This is a genomic window from Wolbachia endosymbiont of Atemnus politus, from assembly GCF_013309895.1.
The window spans coordinates 1-17,933 of record NZ_JAAXCS010000013.1 but is presented as its reverse complement, the minus strand read 5'-3'; the positions used below and the strand labels follow the sequence as shown (position 1 = coordinate 17,933).

16 protein-coding genes, 2 tRNA genes and 3 pseudogenes are annotated in these 17,933 nt (G+C 36.8%); 13 read left to right on the top strand and 8 right to left on the bottom strand.

The window, feature by feature from the left end; all coding sequences use genetic code 11:
- Positions 1-449 (top strand): annotated as a pseudogene (locus tag HET73_RS01725) (hypothetical protein); the annotation flags it as partial.
- Between the two features lies 1 nt (position 450).
- Here the strand turns inward: HET73_RS01725 and HET73_RS01720 are convergent.
- Positions 451-1,377: an RluA family pseudouridine synthase gene (locus HET73_RS01720; protein ID WP_174133929.1), complete on the bottom strand. Its 927-nt coding sequence runs from the start codon at positions 1,375-1,377 to the stop codon at positions 451-453.
- A 129-nt stretch (positions 1,378-1,506) separates the two neighbouring features.
- On the opposite strand from HET73_RS01720, the gene HET73_RS01715 reads away from it, so the two are divergent.
- Together HET73_RS01715 and dxr are read left to right on the top strand one after the other, a co-directional pair.
- Positions 1,507-2,010: a hypothetical protein gene (locus HET73_RS01715; protein ID WP_174132959.1), complete on the top strand. Its 504-nt coding sequence runs from the start codon at positions 1,507-1,509 to the stop codon at positions 2,008-2,010.
- A 63-nt stretch (positions 2,011-2,073) separates the two neighbouring features.
- On the top strand, positions 2,074-3,246 hold the full coding sequence (dxr, locus tag HET73_RS01710; protein ID WP_174132960.1) for a 1-deoxy-D-xylulose-5-phosphate reductoisomerase: 1,173 nt from the start codon (positions 2,074-2,076) through the stop codon (positions 3,244-3,246).
- Between the two features lie 4 nt (positions 3,247-3,250).
- Here the strand turns inward: dxr and pstB are convergent, their stop codons facing one another.
- The 3 genes from pstB to tkt form a co-directional block, all read right to left on the bottom strand.
- Entirely contained in the window at positions 3,251-4,009 is a 759-nt protein-coding gene (gene pstB / locus HET73_RS01705; RefSeq protein WP_174132961.1) for a phosphate ABC transporter ATP-binding protein PstB, read from the bottom strand.
- Positions 4,006-4,794 carry a 4-hydroxy-tetrahydrodipicolinate reductase gene (gene dapB / locus HET73_RS01700; RefSeq protein ID WP_174132962.1) on the bottom strand — a complete coding sequence of 263 codons (789 nt, stop codon included), beginning with the start codon at positions 4,792-4,794 and terminating at the stop codon, positions 4,006-4,008. The genes pstB and dapB overlap by 4 nt, the downstream gene beginning before the upstream one ends.
- 189 nt (positions 4,795-4,983) lie before the next feature.
- A complete protein-coding gene (tkt, locus tag HET73_RS01695; RefSeq protein WP_174132963.1) occupies positions 4,984-6,924 on the bottom strand; it encodes a transketolase in 1,941 nt (646 codons plus the stop codon).
- 113 nt (positions 6,925-7,037) lie between these two features.
- Between tkt and rpsD the strand changes: the two genes are divergently transcribed.
- The 3 genes from rpsD (at position 7,038) to iscX (ending at position 7,957) form a co-directional block, all read left to right on the top strand.
- Positions 7,038-7,652 carry a 30S ribosomal protein S4 gene (rpsD, locus tag HET73_RS01690; protein ID WP_174132964.1) on the top strand — a complete coding sequence of 205 codons (615 nt, stop codon included), beginning with the start codon at positions 7,038-7,040 and terminating at the stop codon, positions 7,650-7,652.
- Between the two features lie 10 nt (positions 7,653-7,662).
- Positions 7,663-7,749: transfer RNA gene (locus HET73_RS01685), tRNA-Leu, on the top strand.
- 13 nt (positions 7,750-7,762) lie between these two features.
- Positions 7,763-7,957, top strand: coding sequence for a Fe-S cluster assembly protein IscX (gene iscX / locus HET73_RS01680; protein ID WP_174132965.1), 195 nt, complete (start codon positions 7,763-7,765; stop codon positions 7,955-7,957).
- 696 nt (positions 7,958-8,653) lie between these two features.
- Here iscX and hemF read toward each other — a convergent pair.
- Positions 8,654-9,478 carry an oxygen-dependent coproporphyrinogen oxidase gene (gene hemF, locus HET73_RS01675; RefSeq protein ID WP_174133928.1) on the bottom strand — a complete coding sequence of 275 codons (825 nt, stop codon included), beginning with the start codon at positions 9,476-9,478 and terminating at the stop codon, positions 8,654-8,656.
- A 125-nt stretch (positions 9,479-9,603) separates the two neighbouring features.
- Between hemF and HET73_RS01670 the strand changes: the two genes are divergently transcribed.
- From HET73_RS01670 to HET73_RS01660, 3 genes are all read left to right on the top strand, one after another.
- Positions 9,604-12,084: an ATP-binding protein gene (locus HET73_RS01670; protein WP_174132691.1), complete on the top strand. Its 2,481-nt coding sequence runs from the start codon at positions 9,604-9,606 to the stop codon at positions 12,082-12,084.
- Positions 12,085-12,166: 82 nt separating this feature from the next.
- The gene (locus HET73_RS01665; RefSeq protein ID WP_174133927.1) at positions 12,167-13,009 is read left to right on the top strand and encodes an AAA family ATPase; all 843 of its coding nucleotides are present in this window, start codon (positions 12,167-12,169) and stop codon (positions 13,007-13,009) included.
- Complete coding sequence (locus HET73_RS01660) at positions 13,006-13,833, top strand: ParB/RepB/Spo0J family partition protein (RefSeq protein ID WP_174133926.1); 828 nt, start codon at positions 13,006-13,008, stop codon at positions 13,831-13,833. The genes HET73_RS01665 and HET73_RS01660 overlap by 4 nt, the downstream gene beginning before the upstream one ends.
- Before the next feature lie 235 nt (positions 13,834-14,068).
- On the opposite strand, the gene HET73_RS01655 is transcribed toward HET73_RS01660, so the two are convergent.
- The 3 genes and pseudogenes from HET73_RS01655 to HET73_RS01645 form a co-directional block, all read right to left on the bottom strand.
- Positions 14,069-14,383 carry a TrbC/VirB2 family protein gene (locus tag HET73_RS01655; RefSeq protein ID WP_174133470.1) on the bottom strand — a complete coding sequence of 105 codons (315 nt, stop codon included), beginning with the start codon at positions 14,381-14,383 and terminating at the stop codon, positions 14,069-14,071.
- A gap of 90 nt (positions 14,384-14,473) precedes the next feature.
- Positions 14,474-14,818, bottom strand: a complete 345-nt coding sequence (locus tag HET73_RS01650) for a TrbC/VirB2 family protein (RefSeq protein WP_174133471.1) — start codon at positions 14,816-14,818, stop codon at positions 14,474-14,476.
- A 136-nt stretch (positions 14,819-14,954) separates the two neighbouring features.
- Positions 14,955-15,250: pseudogene (locus HET73_RS01645) on the bottom strand (TrbC/VirB2 family protein).
- A gap of 164 nt (positions 15,251-15,414) precedes the next feature.
- Here HET73_RS01645 and HET73_RS01640 point away from each other — a divergent pair.
- The 4 genes and pseudogenes from HET73_RS01640 to HET73_RS01625 form a co-directional block, all read left to right on the top strand.
- Positions 15,415-15,489, top strand: a tRNA-Arg gene (locus HET73_RS01640).
- Between the two features lie 70 nt (positions 15,490-15,559).
- Positions 15,560-16,659, top strand: a pseudogene (gene dnaJ / locus HET73_RS01635) (molecular chaperone DnaJ).
- A 386-nt stretch (positions 16,660-17,045) separates the two neighbouring features.
- Positions 17,046-17,582, top strand: a complete 537-nt coding sequence (locus tag HET73_RS01630) for a demethoxyubiquinone hydroxylase family protein (RefSeq protein WP_174133548.1) — start codon at positions 17,046-17,048, stop codon at positions 17,580-17,582.
- 105 nt (positions 17,583-17,687) lie between these two features.
- Positions 17,688-17,933, top strand: a 246-nt coding sequence (locus tag HET73_RS01625) for an inorganic diphosphatase (RefSeq protein ID WP_174133925.1), incomplete at its 3' end; no start/stop codon positions are given.

Sequence of the window (17,933 nt, the reverse complement as noted above, 5' to 3'; positions counted from 1 at the left end):
TTCCTTCTGCATTATCGCAATATAAGGTGAATAGCGCATTTGGCATTCAGGAGGGTGAAAAATCAGGTGAGAGTAGAAAAGGATATATAGAATTGCAACGAGCTAGAGCTGGGAGTGCGTGTGAGAATGACTTAAATGAGCTAGAGATTTTATCACAAAGAGAAAATATAAAATTGGCAAAAGAGGCTGCAGATTATGTTATTTCTCCGCTTCTTACTGGCTATTCTAAAGCAGCAAAAAAGAAACAAGGGTCAGAGGAGGACAAGGCGGTTATTAATAGTATCGTCACTGTAGCAGGTCAAGTGAAAAACGATTTAGATAAAAACGTCGAACCTTTTACTGCTAAGGACATCCTTTCACCAAGTACTGAATTTGTTAATCCTATAGTCAAATCATTTAGTGGGAAGGAATATAAAGACGGAGGGTTTAGCTTTGTATATGGAGGGTAGCTTAGAAGGAAGTGTGTAGTGCCTCGAGAGACTTTTTAATGTGCTCGGGAAGAGGAGCAGTAACAGTGATTTTTTTATCACTTGGCAGTTTTAAAGACAAAGAGTGCGAGTGAAGATGGATTTTATTTGCTATTCCATCAACAAAAGCTTTTCTGCCACCATATTTACCGTCACCAAGAATAGGGCAGTTTATATGGGCTAAATGTGCGCGCAATTGATGAGTTCTGCCGGTAATTGGTTGCAATTTTACGTAAGCGACGTTGTGCTCCAGCTTTGCTATGATCGAAAAACGCGTAGTGGCATTCTGGGGTGAATTTTTATCAATGACTACTTTCTCTTGACCTGAAACGTATTTTTTCGCTAATGGATAGTCTACCACTCCTCTATCCTTGCTTGGTATGCCAGAAGTTAATGCTAAATAAGTTTTTTTTACTCTCCGTCCTTTAAATTCCTCCATAAGGTATCTTGCAACATTAGCATTGCGTGCGAATATTATCACTCCACTGGTATCTCTATCCAGTCTATGGACAATTTTAAATGTTTCTCCCTCTCTTATTTGATCAAGCAGATCACCGATGCTAACATTCACCTTGACACCACCTTGGGCAACTACTCCTGCGGGTTTGTTAATGGCTAATATATATTCGTCTTCATATAATATGTTGTCTCTTAGTAAATTCACCAACTTTTCATTATGTTTGCGGTCAGAGTTGGTATTTTCAGTATGATCTAAGTATTTTATCGTTATAATTTGCTCAGAACTTACTCTATCGCTGGACCTAGCTTTGTAATTATCAACTCTGATTAACCCTTTCCTTAAAGATTTTTCAATTACAGATTGCCTCAGGCCTGGAAAAATTCTTCTGATGTACCTATCGAGTCTAACGTTGTTATCCTCTACTGATATGGTTTTTATACTGTCTGACATTCTATTATTTATAACGAACATCCAGTAAAATGTCAATTGTTGGTCCAGAAATTTTGACTTCAGACTCCTGTTGATATTTTTTTATATTTGTGGTAAAATATAGTAGTTTAAGATTTAAAATAAAAGCTTATGAGTGACGAAGCTCAAGGTCCGAATATTGCACAGTGGCAAGCTCAACAACAACACCAAGAGCACCAAGGAGAAAAGAGTGGCTTTGGTCTTGGTCATAGTGACTCTGTCGCAACAATTGTGGACGGAATGAAGTGGCTGTTCAACTTTCATGAAGGAGCAATTGCTTCTTATAGCAACGTGTTTGAAGGTTTGGTAAGTGGTAGTAGTTTGGTAACGTTGTTTGGGAAATCAGGTAATATGTTTGGCATAAAATTTCTTGAGGGCCTTGCAGAGCATTTTTCAGGTGGTGGTGGAGAAGATATGCCGTCGGAAGGAATGGGTATGGATCATGGTGATGGAGGGCATCATCCGGATGATTATCCCCATGCTAGTAATGAAATGGCTCACAATGCCGATGGTTTACATGACATGCATGATGCAGGTGATCACCATGGTCAGTCTTTTTCGCCCGGTCCTTCACCATCTGTTGGCGATGACCATGGACATGAGCTTGGTGGTTAAGAATTGCTAAATAACAATTGAGAAGTAACACTTTTCTTTAACTTATTATACGAGTTCGTTTTAGTGAAAAAGGTTTCAGTTTTAGGATCAACAGGAAGTATCGGAAGGAAGACTGTAGATTTACTATTAAAGAGAAAAGGAGAATATCAGGTAGGAGCACTCAGTGCCCATTCGAATTTCGCTTTGCTAGCATATCAAGCAAAGCTGCTGGATGCAAAATATGTCGCTATCTCTGATGAAAGGTTTTATAAAGATTTAAAAGAAAGTCTGCTTGGTACAGACGTTAAAGTAGAAGTTGGTGCTGAAGGTCTAGCAAATGTTGCTTCTCTACCCGTTGACCTCTCAGTTGTTGCCATAGTTGGTATTGCAGGCCTTGAGCCAGTTATGCACGTCATAGAAAGTGGTACTAAAGTCATTGCACTAGCAAACAAAGAAAGTATTGTTTGTGGTGGAAAATTATTACTTAAGAAAGCTAAAGAAAAAAATGTACAGATAATCCCTATTGACTCTGAACACAATGCAATTTTTCAAGTTTTGCAGAATGACAACAAATGCGTAGAAAAGATTATACTCACTGCTTCTGGTGGACCATTCTTACATTATAGCCTCGAGCAATTAAGAAATGTTACGGTAAATCAGGCACTAAGTCACCCTACTTGGAATATGGGGAAAAAGATCTCAGTTGATAGTGCAACAATGATGAATAAAGCACTAGAAATAATAGAAGCACATAACTTGTTTAACATCAGCCCCAACAGAATTGAAGTAGTAGTGCACCCTGAATCGATAATACATGGAGTTGTGATTTATAAAGACGGTTTCAATTTTGCTGTCCTTGCAGAGGCCGATATGGCAATTCCCATTTCATATGCTCTGTCTTGGCCAGGAAGATCAGCTCTAAGTTATAAATTAGATTTAACAAAGCAAAAAAAATTGACCTTTCAAGAGCCAGACCACAAGCGTTTCCCTGCACTAAAGCTTAGTATGGAAGTGTTGAATTCTTCTGCTCCACATATAAATAGTATAATGCTTAATGCTGCAAATGAGGTAGCTGTTAATGAATTTTTAAAATCACGAATCGGCTTTTTAGAGATAGTAGAGGTGGTGAAGTCAACGGTAGAAAGTTTTGGTAGTTACACTGGCATTAGCTCACTACCTGATATAATAAATATCGATCTTGAAAGCCGTGCTATTGCCAATGAAATGATTGAAAGTAAAGTTCTTGTGTATAGCTAGGAATTTAATGATCCAAAATATACTCTTTCGTTAAGGGAGATCGGGCATTTTCAAATATCTCTTGAGCACTTCCGGATTCAACAATCTTGCCGTTACAAAAGAAAATTATACTGTCAGATAACTTCTTAGCTTGCTTCATTGAATGAGTTACCATAATTATGGTGAATCTTAACTTTAGCTCTTGTATAAGATTCTCGATTGCATTGGTTGCCATTGGATCAAGCGCAGAGCACGGTTCATCCATTAACAAAATAGTCGGCTTTATTGCAATTGCACGAGCAATGCACAGTCTCTGTTGTTGGCCACCAGATAAGTCCAACGCACTATCTTGCAGTCTATCTTTCAGCTCTTCCCATAAACCAACCTTGGTTAAACTATTCTCTACTGTTTCATCCAATTTTTCCTTATTCTTTACCATTCCATGCAATTTAGGCCCATAAGCAACATTATCATATATTGACTTTGGAAAAGGATTTGGCTTTTGAAATACCATTCCAACTTTTGCTCTAAGCAGCACAACATCCATATCACGCGAATATATATTACCTAGCCCATCGATAACCAGTTCGCCAACAACTTTGCATCCTGGTACATAATCATTCATGCGATTAAAACAACGCAAGAACGTCGATTTACCGCACCCAGATGGTCCGATAAAAGTAGTAACTTTTCTTTTACGAATATCCAGGCTTATGTCGAATAAAACTTTCTTAGAGCCATACCAGAGATTTAAATTTTTAACAAAGGCACGTGTATCGCTCATATCACGTCCTGCATCGAATAGAGCCCTGGAGTTTCTCTCTTGTTCTCATGCAGCCATATTGCTGCTTGAACAGCCCCTTTAGCAAACGCTGTGCGATCAATTGCCTTGTGATTTAATTCTATTCGTTCATCAGAATTAACAAACATTACACTATGATCTCCTATCACTCCACCTCCACGAGACACTGCAAAACCTATTTTCCCCTTCTCTCTTAGATTTGAACTATTAAGTAAATATTGATTGAGTTGAAAATCCCTTTTTGAAGAACTAGCAATTGCTTTGCCAAGCTCTATAGCTGTTCCAGATGGTGAATCTTTTTTTAAGTGATGGTGCATTTCCCAAATTTCAGCGTCATATTCATTACCTAAAAGCCCAGCAGCTTTCTTTACCAATTTCAGCAACACATTAACTCCAATACTCATGTTTGCTGACCATAATATCGGAACCTCAGCAGCATACTTTTTTAAGTCGACACCTTCTATTCCAGTTGTACCACTAACCAGCGGTTTTTTAAATTTTACAGCTGCTTTAAGGCAGTCTAACATACATTCTTTAGTTGTAAAATCTATTACGATATCGGATGACTCAAACGCGTCATTAACAGAACTTGTAACCTTAATTCCCAAATTGGAACTGTGGCCTGTAATTGGACCAATATCTAAGCTGATATACTTACTATCTGCACGGGCAACAGCACCTGCTATTTCTACTTTGGTGTTTGTAATTAATTCATTGAGTATCTTCTTGCCCATCCTGCCTAAGCAGCCTATTACTCCAACTTTCATAAAGCTTCTTATGTTATACTAGGCTTAAAACTTTGTCATCCTTATAGCATAGCTCAGATCTACCTATCATTCAAGTTAAACATATCCGTATTCTTATCTAACTATGTCCAATTATATCTGAAAATATCCTATTAGTAAAGCATAAACACAGAACAAGTTTGATAGGCACAAAAGTTTTTATTAAAAAAACTACTGAATGTAGACCAATTTCTCGCACACACATTTTACTACATGATCAGCACTGATATTAAAATGCTCGTAAAGTGTTTTATAAGGCGCTGATTCTCCGAAACTTTTCATGCCAACAAATATACCGTTTGCACCTATATATTTGTGCCAGCCCATTTCACTTCCAGCTTCAATTGCAACTTTGATGCTGTCATTATTTAATATCGTCTCTTTATATTCATCACTTTGCTCGTCGAAAAGCCTCCAGCATGGCATAGAAACAACCCTTGTACCTACGCCTTTTTCCTGCAATTTTTTCCTTGCTTCAACTGCAATTTCAACTTCAGATCCGGTAGCAAATATTGTCACTTCTAATGTCTCTGAGCATTCGCATAAAACATATGCACCAAACTTCGATAAGTTGGCAGATTGGTGAGCATCAAAGTGGATGTAGTTGACATTTTGCCTCGAGAGCGCAAACAGCGCAGGTGACTCTTTTTTTTCGAATGCGACGCTAATGCACTCTAGAGTTTCAACTGCGTCGGCTGGCCTGAAAACATATAGATTTGGTATAGCACGAAGAGAGGCTAAATGCTCTATCGGCTGATGAGTTGGGCCGTCCTCTCCTACTCCAATTGAGTCGTGAGTCATAACATATATAACCTGCTGCTTCATCAAGGCTGAAAGGCGTATAGCAGGGCGGCAATAGTCGGAAAACACCAAAAAAGTTCCACCATAAGGAATAATCCCGCCGTAAAGAGCCATACCATTCATACAAGCTGCCATAGCGTGCTCTCTCACTCCATAGTGGACGTAAGAACCACTATAATTACTACTATCTATTACCTCCATGTGCTTATATTTAGTGCAATTTGATCCGGTGAGATCAGCAGATCCACCAATTAATTCCGACATAGACTCAGTTAAAATTTCCATTACCTTGCCAAAAGAGGATCGTGTAGCCTCGTTTGGCATTAGCTCACATATTTGTTTCTTTAAGTTAGCTAAATCACTCTCGATATTATCTGGTAAACGCTTATCAAGTCTTCTTTGCAGTTCTTCACTGGTCGAGGACACGTAGTTTTGTTTTGCTCTCTCAGCCGTCTTCATCCAGGCGTTTTTTACATCTTCTGGTACGTGGAATGGCTCGTAGTTCCAATTTAATTTCTCTCTCATCTTTTTTATATCTTCCTCCGTAAAAGCACCACTATGAGCAGCAGATGTGCCAGCACGGCTTGAAAACTTTCCAATAATGGTTTTGCAACAGATCAGTGTGGGTTTATCAGATTTTTGCGCTTGCTCAATTGCAAGTGATATGGAGTTGAAATCATGGCCATCAATTTTGTTAACATTCCACCCATACGCTGAAAAACGCTTTTCCACGTCATCAGAACAAGAGAGGCTAGTAGTACCATCTATAGAGATGTCATTATCATCAAAAAGAGCTATTAACTTATTCAATTTAAGATGTCCAGCAAGTGATGCTGCTTCGTGACTTATCCCTTCCATAAGACAGCCATCTCCTAGCATTACATAAGTGTAGTTTCCAAACTGCTTTTCAAGAAGTGATTCAGCAAGCGCCATGCCAACAGCAGTAGCAAACCCCTGACCAAGCGGGCCTGTTGTTGCTTCCACTCCGGGGGTCAGACCAAATTCTGGATGACCAGGAGTCTTAGATCCCAGTTGCCTGAAGTTTTTTAATTCATCTATGTTAATATAACCTGTGAGGTATAATATGGAATATAACAACATTGAACCATGCCCGTTTGATAGAACGAAGCGGTCTCTGTTGAACCATTTAGAATCATCAGGGTTATGATTTAGATACTTAGCAAATAAAACAGCTGTAACATCCGCCATACCAAGCGGCATACCTGGGTGCCCAGAGTTTGCTTTTTGTACTGCATCAATTGATAAAAAGCGGATGGCATTTGCCATAGATTCTAAAGGTAGATGATTCATATATTAATAGAGAAACTTAAAAGTGAAGTGTAATATATTATATTAGCAAAAACAAGTTGACACTTAATGCTAAAATCCTTAATAATCTAAAGTTAGATTGTGAGAGTTTTTATATGACAACTGTTATCAATAGAAAGTATAGAATTAGCCGTAGGCTTGGTGTAAATTTATGGGGTAGAGCAAAAGATCCAGTAAACAAAAGGAAATATCCTCCAGGTCAACATGGTATTCTGGGGTTTAAAAGGTTATCTGATTTTGGTAAGCAGTTCGCTGCACATAAGAAATTTAAGTTTTATTATGCAATTTCAAGTAAGCAGCTCAGACGTATATTTTTAGATGCTTATAAAAGAAAAGGTTATACAGCTGATAATTTTATTGGTCTCTTGGAGTCAAGGTTAAGTTCTGTTTTATATCACTCTGGCCTTGTACCAACAATTTATTCAGCGAAGCAGCTCATATCTCATAAGCATGTTACAGTTAATGATAAGGTAGTTAATATATCAAGTTATCGAGTAAAGCCTGGTGATATAGTAAAAATAAGAGAGAGAGCAGTAAAAATTCCTGTGGTAATAGAGGCTGCAGAAAAGCAAGAACGCAAGGCTCCGGATTATTTAGAAACAAACAGTAAAGAGCACTCAGTGAAGTATTTAAGAATGCCTCAGTATTCTGAAGTTCCTTACTCAGCAGACATGGAAGTTAATTTGGTAGTAGAGTTTTACTCTAGGTAAAATAAAAAGAGCCCGTGTGGCGGAATCGGTAGACGCAGCGGACTTAAAATCCGTGGGTTTTGCGACCTTGGGAGTTCAAGTCTCCCCATGGGCACCAATTTACAAGAAATATGAAATGGCTTGATATAGAAGACATTGCGGAAGCTTTAGAAGAGAAATTTCCAGACGAGGATATAATTAATATTAGGTTTACTGAGCTTAAAAAAAAGGTCTTAGGTTTAGAAGAATTTGATGATGATGACAAGTATTGTAATGAAAAAATACTCGAAGCCATTCAAGCAGCTTGGATTGAGGAAAGGTCTTAGCACCAGCACATGGTTAGCGCCTCCTTCTCCTGTCGTCCAAGTAGCCTTAGACACTGGCAAAAGGGTGTCATCCCAGTGCGTGACACTGGGATCTCATTCCTTAACTTTATAAACTATATAAATATAAAAACTTAGATCCCAGTGTCACGCACTGGGATGACGGGAACCCACACGTCATACCGCGATTCATTCGCGGTATCTCTTGGCCGCTAACGGGTGGCTATAAACATTAATAAATTTACCAAACAAAGAAAAAAGGCAAAAGAATCCCCGTGGTGGTTGGCTATTTTCTATGTACCTCAAATATCGGCGTTTTTATCCTAAACGCTAGGGTTTATCTGCTTTTATGCAGCTAATCTAACGTTAAGAAATTTACTAAAGCAGGAAAAAAGGCAAAGAACCCTCATGGTATTCGCGTTCTCCTTGTCAATTTGACGTTTTCTACTGTCTTAAACGACTTATAAGCGCGTTTCAGCTTATATAGGTAAAAACCCAGAAAATTTACAAAGACATAAGGTGCACATAGTGCAAAAATTTAAACATGATACGCCAAATACCCTAAGTTTTTTGTCGTTAACCTGCACAGATTGCGAAGATAAATAAAATAGCTTCAGTATCATTATAATTGGGTTGGCGGGGGTTGTCAAGTGATTTCTTCGTTTCACGGCTGCCAAATGCAGAAGTCTATTTATACACCTACAACCACTTAACAAGAGGTGGCATTGACATCATAATTGCATCTGGGTTACCATCAGTCATTAAACCAAACTTCGTACCACGGTCATATAACAGATTGAATTCTACATACCTGCCACGCTTTATTAACTGGTTTTCTCGCTGCTTTTTAGTCCAAGGCTTTTGCATATGTTGATATATAATATGTAAATAAATTTCTAAAAAAGCTTTGCCTACTGCTTTTGTAAACTTGAAATCATTTTCCCAGCTATCAGAATTAAGATTATCATAAAAAATCCCACCAATACCACGCGGTTCTTTTCTGTGTTGTAAGAAAAAGTAGTTGTCACACTGCTCTTTGAATTTTGGATAATATCCAGCATCAAACTCATCACATGTTTTCTTAATTGATTCGTGAATATATTTATAATCTTTTTCATTTTTATATGTTGGAGTAAAATCCATTCCTCCACCGAACCACTGCTTCGATGTATATATTAACCTTGTGTTCATATGTGCTGCAGGAATAAGGGGCGATTGCATGTGAGACACCAAAGATATGCCACTTGCCCAAAATTCTCCATTGCTTTCATTTGCACCAGGGATTTCATTTATAATCGAGTTTGCAAACTTTCCATATACTTTTGAAACGTTTACTCCTACTTTTTCAAAAACGTTACCGTAAATAATTGTAGATTCGCCACCTCCACCACCTGGACGATCCCATTTTCTTTTTTCAATCTTTGGATCTGTAGATAACTGTTTTTCAATTGACAAGAAAGATTCTACAACCTTATCTCTCAGTGCACAAAACCATTCAAAAGCTTGCGTTTTTTGTTTTTTCATAATATTTTACTTGCTAATTTTTTATATCTAATGTTTAAGGGACATAATTAGATTTAAATCCCGTCAAAGGTATTAATAAATCTATAATAATTAAATAAATATAATAAAGCATTTCTGTGTGTGCAATGAGCAAAAGGTACATAGATAGCAAGAAAGAGAATAGAGTTGACTTCATATTAAGAAGCCATGGAATGTCGATTATCTTTATGATAGTCATCATGCTCTTACCTCCGATAATAATATCAGCACTCTACTTTTTTGATGTGTATGACCGGCATATTAATATAGAGATTAATCTACTGGTTAGCATTTTAATGACTCTCTTTGTAATATATAATGTCAAACGTTATAGATACTTACTTAATATCGTAGAGTTTCAAAATGCAATATTTGCAAATGCACTAAATCATAATACAGAATTTTGTCTTATTTTACATAAAGATGAGAGTGTTGTTTATGCTGATGCAAGATTCTATGAAAGATTCAAAGATCATATAGATAATGACGTCACATTGAGTAAGCTTTTTGAAGCAGGAGATATCTCAGAACAAGACGAAAAAGCATTATACCATGCACTAAAAAATAACTCTTCTGTACAAGTACGCATTGCCTTAAGCAAGAAAAATAGAACATCTAAATTTCTCTTGCTTTTTGATCCAATACCAGATAATCCCCAAGTTGCTATAGATAGTAATAAGATTTTAAATTTATCATTAGCACCAATAGCAAGACCACATGGGTATTTTGTGTTAAAAGCAACACAGATGAATAAAGAACAAGTATACGAAGAATTAATAGAAAAGCACAATATAGGAACTTACATTGCAAATACTAAAGGGGGAATTTTATCTGTAAATAAAAGGTTTTTAGACTTGTTTGAATTGAAAAAGCTTGAAAAAGGCAGTTCAATCAATGATTTTATATTTCACTCTAATTATAATAATGTAACAACTGGTAATGAAATTTTGTTTTGTACCGTAAGTGGTGTTCCATTTAAGGCTTATATGAGCACTGCTATGTTTTGTGATAAGCATCATCATCATTATATATATGGTCTTATTACACCGGTTGAATCGAATGTTATTGATTATCAATTACACCCTTGTTTTGCAAATTCATCAATTGCTATTGCACAGTGCGATGTAAACGGCAACTTTATAAAAAAAAATACAGCGCTGATAAAACTTGTAGGGCCAGATAACAATTCAATCTTTATGCTAATATCAAATGACTATCATATGAAAATACGTGAATATTTTTCGAGTAACAGGATAAATAACGCGTCTTTTGATGTACAGCTCAACAACAATGATAATATGAAGATATATTTCAATAAGTTTCTTCATAATAGAATGATGTTTATACTTTGCTATTTTGTTGATAACACTGAGCATAAAAATCTAGAGATAAAACTTGAGCATTATCAAAAAATGCAAGCTATAGGACAACTGGCAGGTGGTATTGCACACGATTTCAACAATATATTAACTGGGATAATAGGATTTTGTGATTTGCTTCTACTCCAGCACTCAGCTGGCGATCCATCTTTTGGAGATATAATACAAATACAGCAAAATGCAAAGCGTGGGTCAAATTTAGTTAAGCAGTTGCTTGCTTTCTCAAGAAGGCAGACTATGCAACCAAAAATTATCGATGTAAACAGTACGATAGCCAATCTTTATGAAATGATAAAAAGATTAATAGGCGAGAATATAAAATTCACTGCCTATTATGGTAGAGATTTAGGTATGGTTAGGGCTGATCAGGGACAATTAGAGCAAGTTATTATTAACTTAGTGATCAATGCTAGCGCTGCTATGGAAAAGGGTGGAGAACTAACCATACGAACTTTCAATAAAAAGATTGATTCGCTAAATTCTACACCTAAGAATATGTTTTCTCCAGACAAGGAAGCGATTGAGCATGGAAATTATGTTGTAATTGAAGTCATTGACACAGGATGTGGAATGACGAGTGATACAATTCAAAAGGTATTTGATCCATTCTTTTCTACTAAAGATATTACTTCTGGCACAGGTCTTGGCCTCTCTACTGTATATGGTATCATCAAGCAAACCGAAGGTTACATCTATGTTGCCAGTAAAATAAATCATGGGACTAAATTTAGAATATTTTTGCCTATGGTTTACATATCAGATGAAAATAATATAGAGGAAGATATTGAAGGAATGGAAAAGCCTGTAGTAAATGAAATTAAAGGTAATGGTACGATTTTATTAATTGAAGACGAAGATTCAGTAAGGGAGTTCACCACTAAGGCATTACAAAGAAAAGGATTTGATGTAATAGAAGCTGGCATGGGTAGCAAGGCATTAGAAATAATAAGCAAAAAAAGTCAACACATAGATCTAATAATCACTGATGTGATAATGCCAGAAGTTAGCGGCCCAGAGATAGTCAAAGAAGCCTTAATTCACAGGCCAGATATCAATATCATTTTTATTTCTGGATATACGGAAGATGCGTTTTTGAAAAATGATACCATTAATATAGAAGATTTTCATTTTTTACCAAAACCATTCACTCTAAATGAATTGGGAAACAAAGTTCAAGGTGTACTACATAAAGCAAAAAAAACAGTTTAATTTTAGGCAACAAAAAAATTTTCTAATGCAAAAATTTCCAGCATATATACAATAGAGTTATTTTGTACGTAAGATAAAAGGCGTGAGCAAGGTTATTGCAATAGTAAATCAAAAGGGTGGCGTTGGCAAAACCACAACTAGTATAAACTTATCAACAGCCTTTGCTGCTGTAGGAAAAAACACTTTATTGGTAGATCTTGATCCTCAAGGAAATGCTAGCACCGGGCTTGGGATTTCTTATCGCAGTAGAGAAGAAAAAAATATATATAAAATATTATTAAGTAGTGAAAATAAACTGATAGAATCAGCAATTTTCAATATAAAAGAAATTCCAAATTTATCGCTAATTTCGTCAGTGGTTGATTTATCAGCTGCAGAAATTGAGTTATCACAACTTGAACGAGGAAAATTTGTGCTAAAGAGCACATTAGAAAAAATACGCAATAATTATGAGTACATAATTATTGATTGTCCTCCATCACTTGGCTTGCTTACCATTAATGCCTTGACTGCTGCTGATTCTATTATTGTTCCTCTTCAGTGTGAATTTTTTGCTCTTGAAGGCCTGAGTCATCTAGTCAAAACTGTGGAATTGATAAAAAGAAATAACTTAAACCCTTTTCTGATAATAGAAGGGATATTGCTCACAATGTATGATAAGCGCAACAAACTCAGCGAACAGATTAAAAATGACATTTGTCAGTATTTAAATGACAAGGTGTATAAAACTATTATTCCACTATATGAGACCATCATCCCACGTAATGTCAGACTATCAGAAGCGCCTTCTCATGGCAAACCCGCTATTGTATATGATCTCAAATGTACCGGTGCACAAGCGTATATCAGTTTAGCAAAGGAGATTTTGAAAAAGCACGCAAGCAGCTGTAAAGAGAAGAAGCTGGTGAGCGAGGGCATAGCATGAAGGATGACAGGCGCCTAGGTAGAGGCCTTGCTGGCCTTATAGGCGATAATTACGATAATAAAGAAGATCGGTTACCTGTTCCATTACTACATCCAAGCAAATTTCAGCCAAGAAGATACTTTGATGAAGAGTCGTTGAAAGAATTGGCAAGTTCGATAGAGAAAAATGGCATTATACAACCTATCGTAGTGCGTAAGGATTCAAACAATGATGGCTATGAAATAATAGCAGGCGAGCGTCGTTGGCGAGCAAGCAAGATTGCAAATCTCGATAGTGTACCGGTTATTATAAAAGATTTAAGCGACAAGGAATGCTTGGAAGTATCGATCATTGAGAACGTACAGAGACAAGATATTAATCCAATAGAAGAAGGTGAAGCATACACAAAACTGATAGATGAGTTCTCTTATACACATGAAGAATTAGCTTCAACTTTAGGCAAAAGCCGCAGTCACATAACCAATATGACTCGAATGTTGCTGCTCTCTGGTAGTGTGAAAGAAATGATCAATGAAAAAAAATTATCTATGGGTCATGCAAGAGCGTTGATTAATGTTGAAAATGCAGAGAGTATTGCAGAAAGAATAGTTTCTCAGGGCCTGAGTGTTAGGCAAACTGAAAAATTGATAAGGGACTTGCATCACAGCAGTAACCAAAAATACACTAAAAACCAAAATATGGCAGTAATAGAAGGTGCTATATCCTCTCAACTTGGGTTAAAGATCAAAATTAATGATAATAACTCCAAGGGCAAAGTTATGATACGATATAACAACCCAAGCGAGTTAGATTTAATATTAAAAATTTTGAATAGAAAGCCATAAACACTGAAAGCGTCTAGATTAGCTGCTTTCAAGTGAAGGAAATCTCAACAGAGATTTATGATATAATAAAAAATAGTGCTTGAAAGAAGCACTATTTTTGCCCTGCTGTCTATAGCTAACGCAAGAAACACGTCATACCGCAGCGGTATCTCTAGATCCCGCTAACGAGTAGCGGGATGTCGGTAAACCTATAGCTATAAAACTACTAAATACATCGTCCTGATTCCGGAAGACATTACGAACTACCAGATGCACTACTACTAGTTGCACTACTACTAGTTGGACAAGCCTCTTTGTTTGTTATTGCCTTTACAACTGCAGGTGCACCAAAAAACACAGCAGTAAATGCACCGAGTGCAAAAAGTGCTGGCCACGGCATTCTACCGAATATTGCAAGCAATGCTGCACCAATTATCACTATCGTGATCATCGGTCCACCTAAACTGTGAGTATAGTCTATTATTTTGCATATCACCGTTGACGTTTCATCAGCATTTGCATCAAACGCAAAGGAGAAAATTAAAGCCACAAGTAGAAGAAAATTTTTCATCACGTCTCCAATAATTTTTGTTTTTTATGCTACTTCACTTTGATTAAATTTAGGTAAATGATACTTCTAGTATCATTTACCTAGTACTTTTTACTGACAAGTATATTTTCCATTCGAATCAGGTTTCAATGTTTTCCCAGGATCGCATGTTTCGCACTTACTTGCTGTGTTTGGTGCTATTTGTGAGACGACGGCAGGAGCGCCAAAGAACACAGCAGTAAATGCACCGAGTGCAAAAAGCGCTGGCCACGGCATTCTCCCAAATATCGCAAGTAAAGCTGCACCGATTATCACTATCGTAATCATCGGCCCACCCAGACCGTGGGTATAACCCATTATTTTGCATATCACTGCTGATGTTGCATCTAGATCGTTAGCATTAGCATCAAATGCAAAGGAGAAAATTAAAGCCACAAGTAGAAGAAATTTTTTCATCACCTCTCCAATAATTTTTATTTTTTATGCTACTTCATTTTGATTAAATTTAGGTAAATGATGCTTAGCATCATTTACCTAAAACTGTTTTTGAGGCTCTTTAACTTGCAAAACCCATCAGAAGGTCGGCGTTTTTCTATGGGGTGCATGCCTGTACTGTGCCTGGTGCTATTGCTGTCACAATCTTTGGTGCACCAAAAAACACAGCAGTAAATGCACCGAGTGCAAAAAGTGCAGGCCAGGGCATTCTGCCAAATATTGCAAGCAAAGCTTCACCTATTATCACTATCGTGATCATTGGTCCACCTATGCTGTGAGTGTATTGTACTATGCTGCATATCACTTCTGATGTTTCATCAACTGTTTTACTCTGCTTGCACTTGCAAATGAAATTGAGAAAATTAAAGTTATAAATATAAGAAATTTTTTCATTATGTCTCCAATAATTTTATGCCAAATTTTTCTTCGTATTTATTAAATTTAAGTTAAGGATATTATTAAATTTATCATATTATCAATTTAGCTTTGGTGTATATTTATTTCGCCGAACTAATTGAATCAAGCTGGAAAATCTGCTAAAGTTCATTTTATGAAAGGCACCCTTAGCTCAGTTGGATTAGAGCATTTGACTACGGATTAAAAGGTCGGGCGTTCGAGTAGCTCAGGGTGCACAATGTTACACAGGCTTGAAATTAACGTATGAATACCTATCTTTAAAGGTTAAATACTGAACTATTGTATATGAGCAAAAAAGACTATTATGAGCTGCTGGGAGTGGATAGAAATGCCAGTATTGATGAGATAAAAAAAGCATATAAGAAATTAGCGCTCAAGTATCATCCAGATAGCAATCGTGGTAATAAGGAAGCAGAGGAAAAATTTAAGGAAATAGCGGCTGCGTACGAAGTCCTGTCTAATTCTGAGAAAAGAGCAGGCTATGATCGTTATGGCCATGAAGGTGCTTCTGGTGGGTTTGACTTTAACCAAACCGCAGGAGATTTTAGCGATATATTCACTGACTTTTTTGGTGGGGGATTTGGTAGATCAAGAGCAAAGAGAAGCTCAATGGTGGGAACACCTGGGCTAGAATTACGTTACAATCTTGAAATCACCTTAGAAGACGCATTTAAAGGGATACAAGTACCTATACATTATATTACAAATGTAAAATGCGACACGTGTCAAGGTACAGGTAGCGAGGGAGCGGTCAAACCAGTTCAGTGTCACACATGCCAAGGAAGCGGTAAGATCAGGACCCAGCAGAGCTTTTTTTACAATTGAAAGAACATGTACCACATGTTATGGGGAAGGAGAAATAATACAGAATAAATGCAAAAAAATGTGGTGGAAATGGACGTAGAAGAGGTGAAATATATCAGTTTCGATTCCCAAAGGTATACCGGAAAACTATAAGAGAGAAGTATATGGTAAAGGAGAAGCTGGAGCAAGAGGTGGAGAAAACGGAGATTTGCATGTATACGTTACAATCGCTTCACATAAAATCTTTACTTCGAAATGGGGCAGATTTACATTGCAAAGTGCCTATAAGAATGACATTAGCAGTGTTTGGTGGTGAAATTGATGTCCAGTCAATTGATGGGGCTAAAATAAAAGTAAAAGTTCCTGAAGGCATTCAAACTGGTACCAAACTACGTTGTAGAGGAAAGGGCATGCCACACATGAACTCAAGCACCCGTGGTGATTTATACGTACAGGTGATAGTTGAGACTTTAAATCCAAAGAACTTAACTAAAAAACAAATTGAGCTGTTACAATCGCTTGAAGAAGAAAGCATGCAACGGCAATCTGAAGGGTTTTTTAGTAAAGTAAAAAAAAAGTAAGAAATTTACTAAATCAAAAAAAGGCAAAAGAATCCCCGTGATGCGAGTTTTGACCCTTTAATACTGTAACTTGGCGCTGTAATAATGTGCTGACGCTTAGTTTAAGCGCGATTTGGCTGCATGTGAAAAAATTTAAAAGACGTGCAACCCCAATAATTTCGCCAATAAATGCCTTAAGTTTTTTACTGAATTTTTGTCGTTGATCCTGCAGGTCAAAAACAAGTTTTGAGTCAGAAATACCCTTAATAGCATACTAATGAGGCTGGTGAGGTTTGTCAAGTAGTTTTTAGTCCGCTACAATGTTCGTGTAGTGTACGCATGAAATTTTATTTACTCTACAATATGTTCGTTTATAGTAATACTAATACAGGGAAGTAAAGAGAACATTGGGAAAGGAAAACTGTAATATTAATAAGTTAAAAAAAAATTTTTTGCAGCAAGCAATCAGAGTAAATCATGCTGGGGAATATGGAGCTATTTGTATTTACTCTGGTCAAAAATTTATTCTTAAAAAATCTTCCATAATCAGTGAAATAATTGAAATGGAAGAGCAGGAAAAAAAGCATTTTCACTATTTTAATGAGAAAATTAAAGAGCAAAAGGTTCGTCCTACTGTTTTATTGCCAGTTTGGCGTGTTCTAGGTGTATCACTTGGTGTTGTCACTGCAGTTATGGGCAAAAAAGCTGCTATGGCTTGCACTGCTGCAGTTGAGGAAGTGATCGGAGGGCACTACAAAGAACAAGTTGCAAATTTAGAAGATGGAGAATTGAAGGAAACTATAGGTAAATTTCGTGATGAGGAGCTAGAACACAGAGATATTGCAATTGAGCATAACGCTGAAGGTGCATTCGGTTACAACATCTTATCTTCATTCATAAAAACAGGCTGCAAAGCTGCTATTTATTTATCTAAGTTAATTTAGCTGGTTCTCAGGCAACTTTTTGTTCATAAAGATGAAATTATATAAATGTGGCAACTGAGGAGTATATACTGTACAATGTTTACTCTTAAAGTTAAGAGGTAATTTATGGATTTGAGCAAGATAACTTCAACATCAGATGCAGTGAATGTGATAATTGAAATAAGTGCAAGCGCTGAGCCTGTAAAGTATGAATTTAATAAGGAACTTGGATTATTACAAGTCGACAGATTTTTATCTACTGCAATGGTCTATCCTTGCAATTATGGATTTGTACCAAATACTTGTGCAGGCGATGGTGATCCCGTGGATGTTTTGGTATTAACTCAATACCCCTTAGCGTCTGGTGTTTTG

Excerpts from the sequence above, each read along its gene's own strand:
- HET73_RS01720 (WP_174133929.1), bottom strand. The coding sequence starts at position 1,377 with ATGTCAGACAGTATAAAAACCATATCAGTAGAGGATAACAACGTTAGA.
- HET73_RS01715 (WP_174132959.1), top strand. The coding sequence starts at position 1,507 with ATGAGTGACGAAGCTCAAGGTCCGAATATTGCACAGTGGCAAGCTCAA.
- pstB (WP_174132961.1), bottom strand. The coding sequence starts at position 4,009 with ATGAGCGATACACGTGCCTTTGTTAAAAATTTAAATCTCTGGTATGGC.
- dapB (WP_174132962.1), bottom strand. The coding sequence starts at position 4,794 with ATGAAAGTTGGAGTAATAGGCTGCTTAGGCAGGATGGGCAAGAAGATA.
- tkt (WP_174132963.1), bottom strand. The coding sequence starts at position 6,924 with ATGAATCATCTACCTTTAGAATCTATGGCAAATGCCATCCGCTTTTTA.
- rpsD (WP_174132964.1), top strand. The coding sequence starts at position 7,038 with ATGACAACTGTTATCAATAGAAAGTATAGAATTAGCCGTAGGCTTGGT.
- iscX (WP_174132965.1), top strand. The coding sequence starts at position 7,763 with ATGAAATGGCTTGATATAGAAGACATTGCGGAAGCTTTAGAAGAGAAA.
- hemF (WP_174133928.1), bottom strand. The coding sequence starts at position 9,478 with ATGAAAAAACAAAAAACGCAAGCTTTTGAATGGTTTTGTGCACTGAGA.
- HET73_RS01670 (WP_174132691.1), top strand. The coding sequence starts at position 9,604 with ATGAGCAAAAGGTACATAGATAGCAAGAAAGAGAATAGAGTTGACTTC.
- HET73_RS01660 (WP_174133926.1), top strand. The coding sequence starts at position 13,006 with ATGAAGGATGACAGGCGCCTAGGTAGAGGCCTTGCTGGCCTTATAGGC.
- HET73_RS01655 (WP_174133470.1), bottom strand. The coding sequence starts at position 14,383 with ATGAAAAATTTTCTTCTACTTGTGGCTTTAATTTTCTCCTTTGCGTTT.
- HET73_RS01650 (WP_174133471.1), bottom strand. The coding sequence starts at position 14,818 with ATGAAAAAATTTCTTCTACTTGTGGCTTTAATTTTCTCCTTTGCATTT.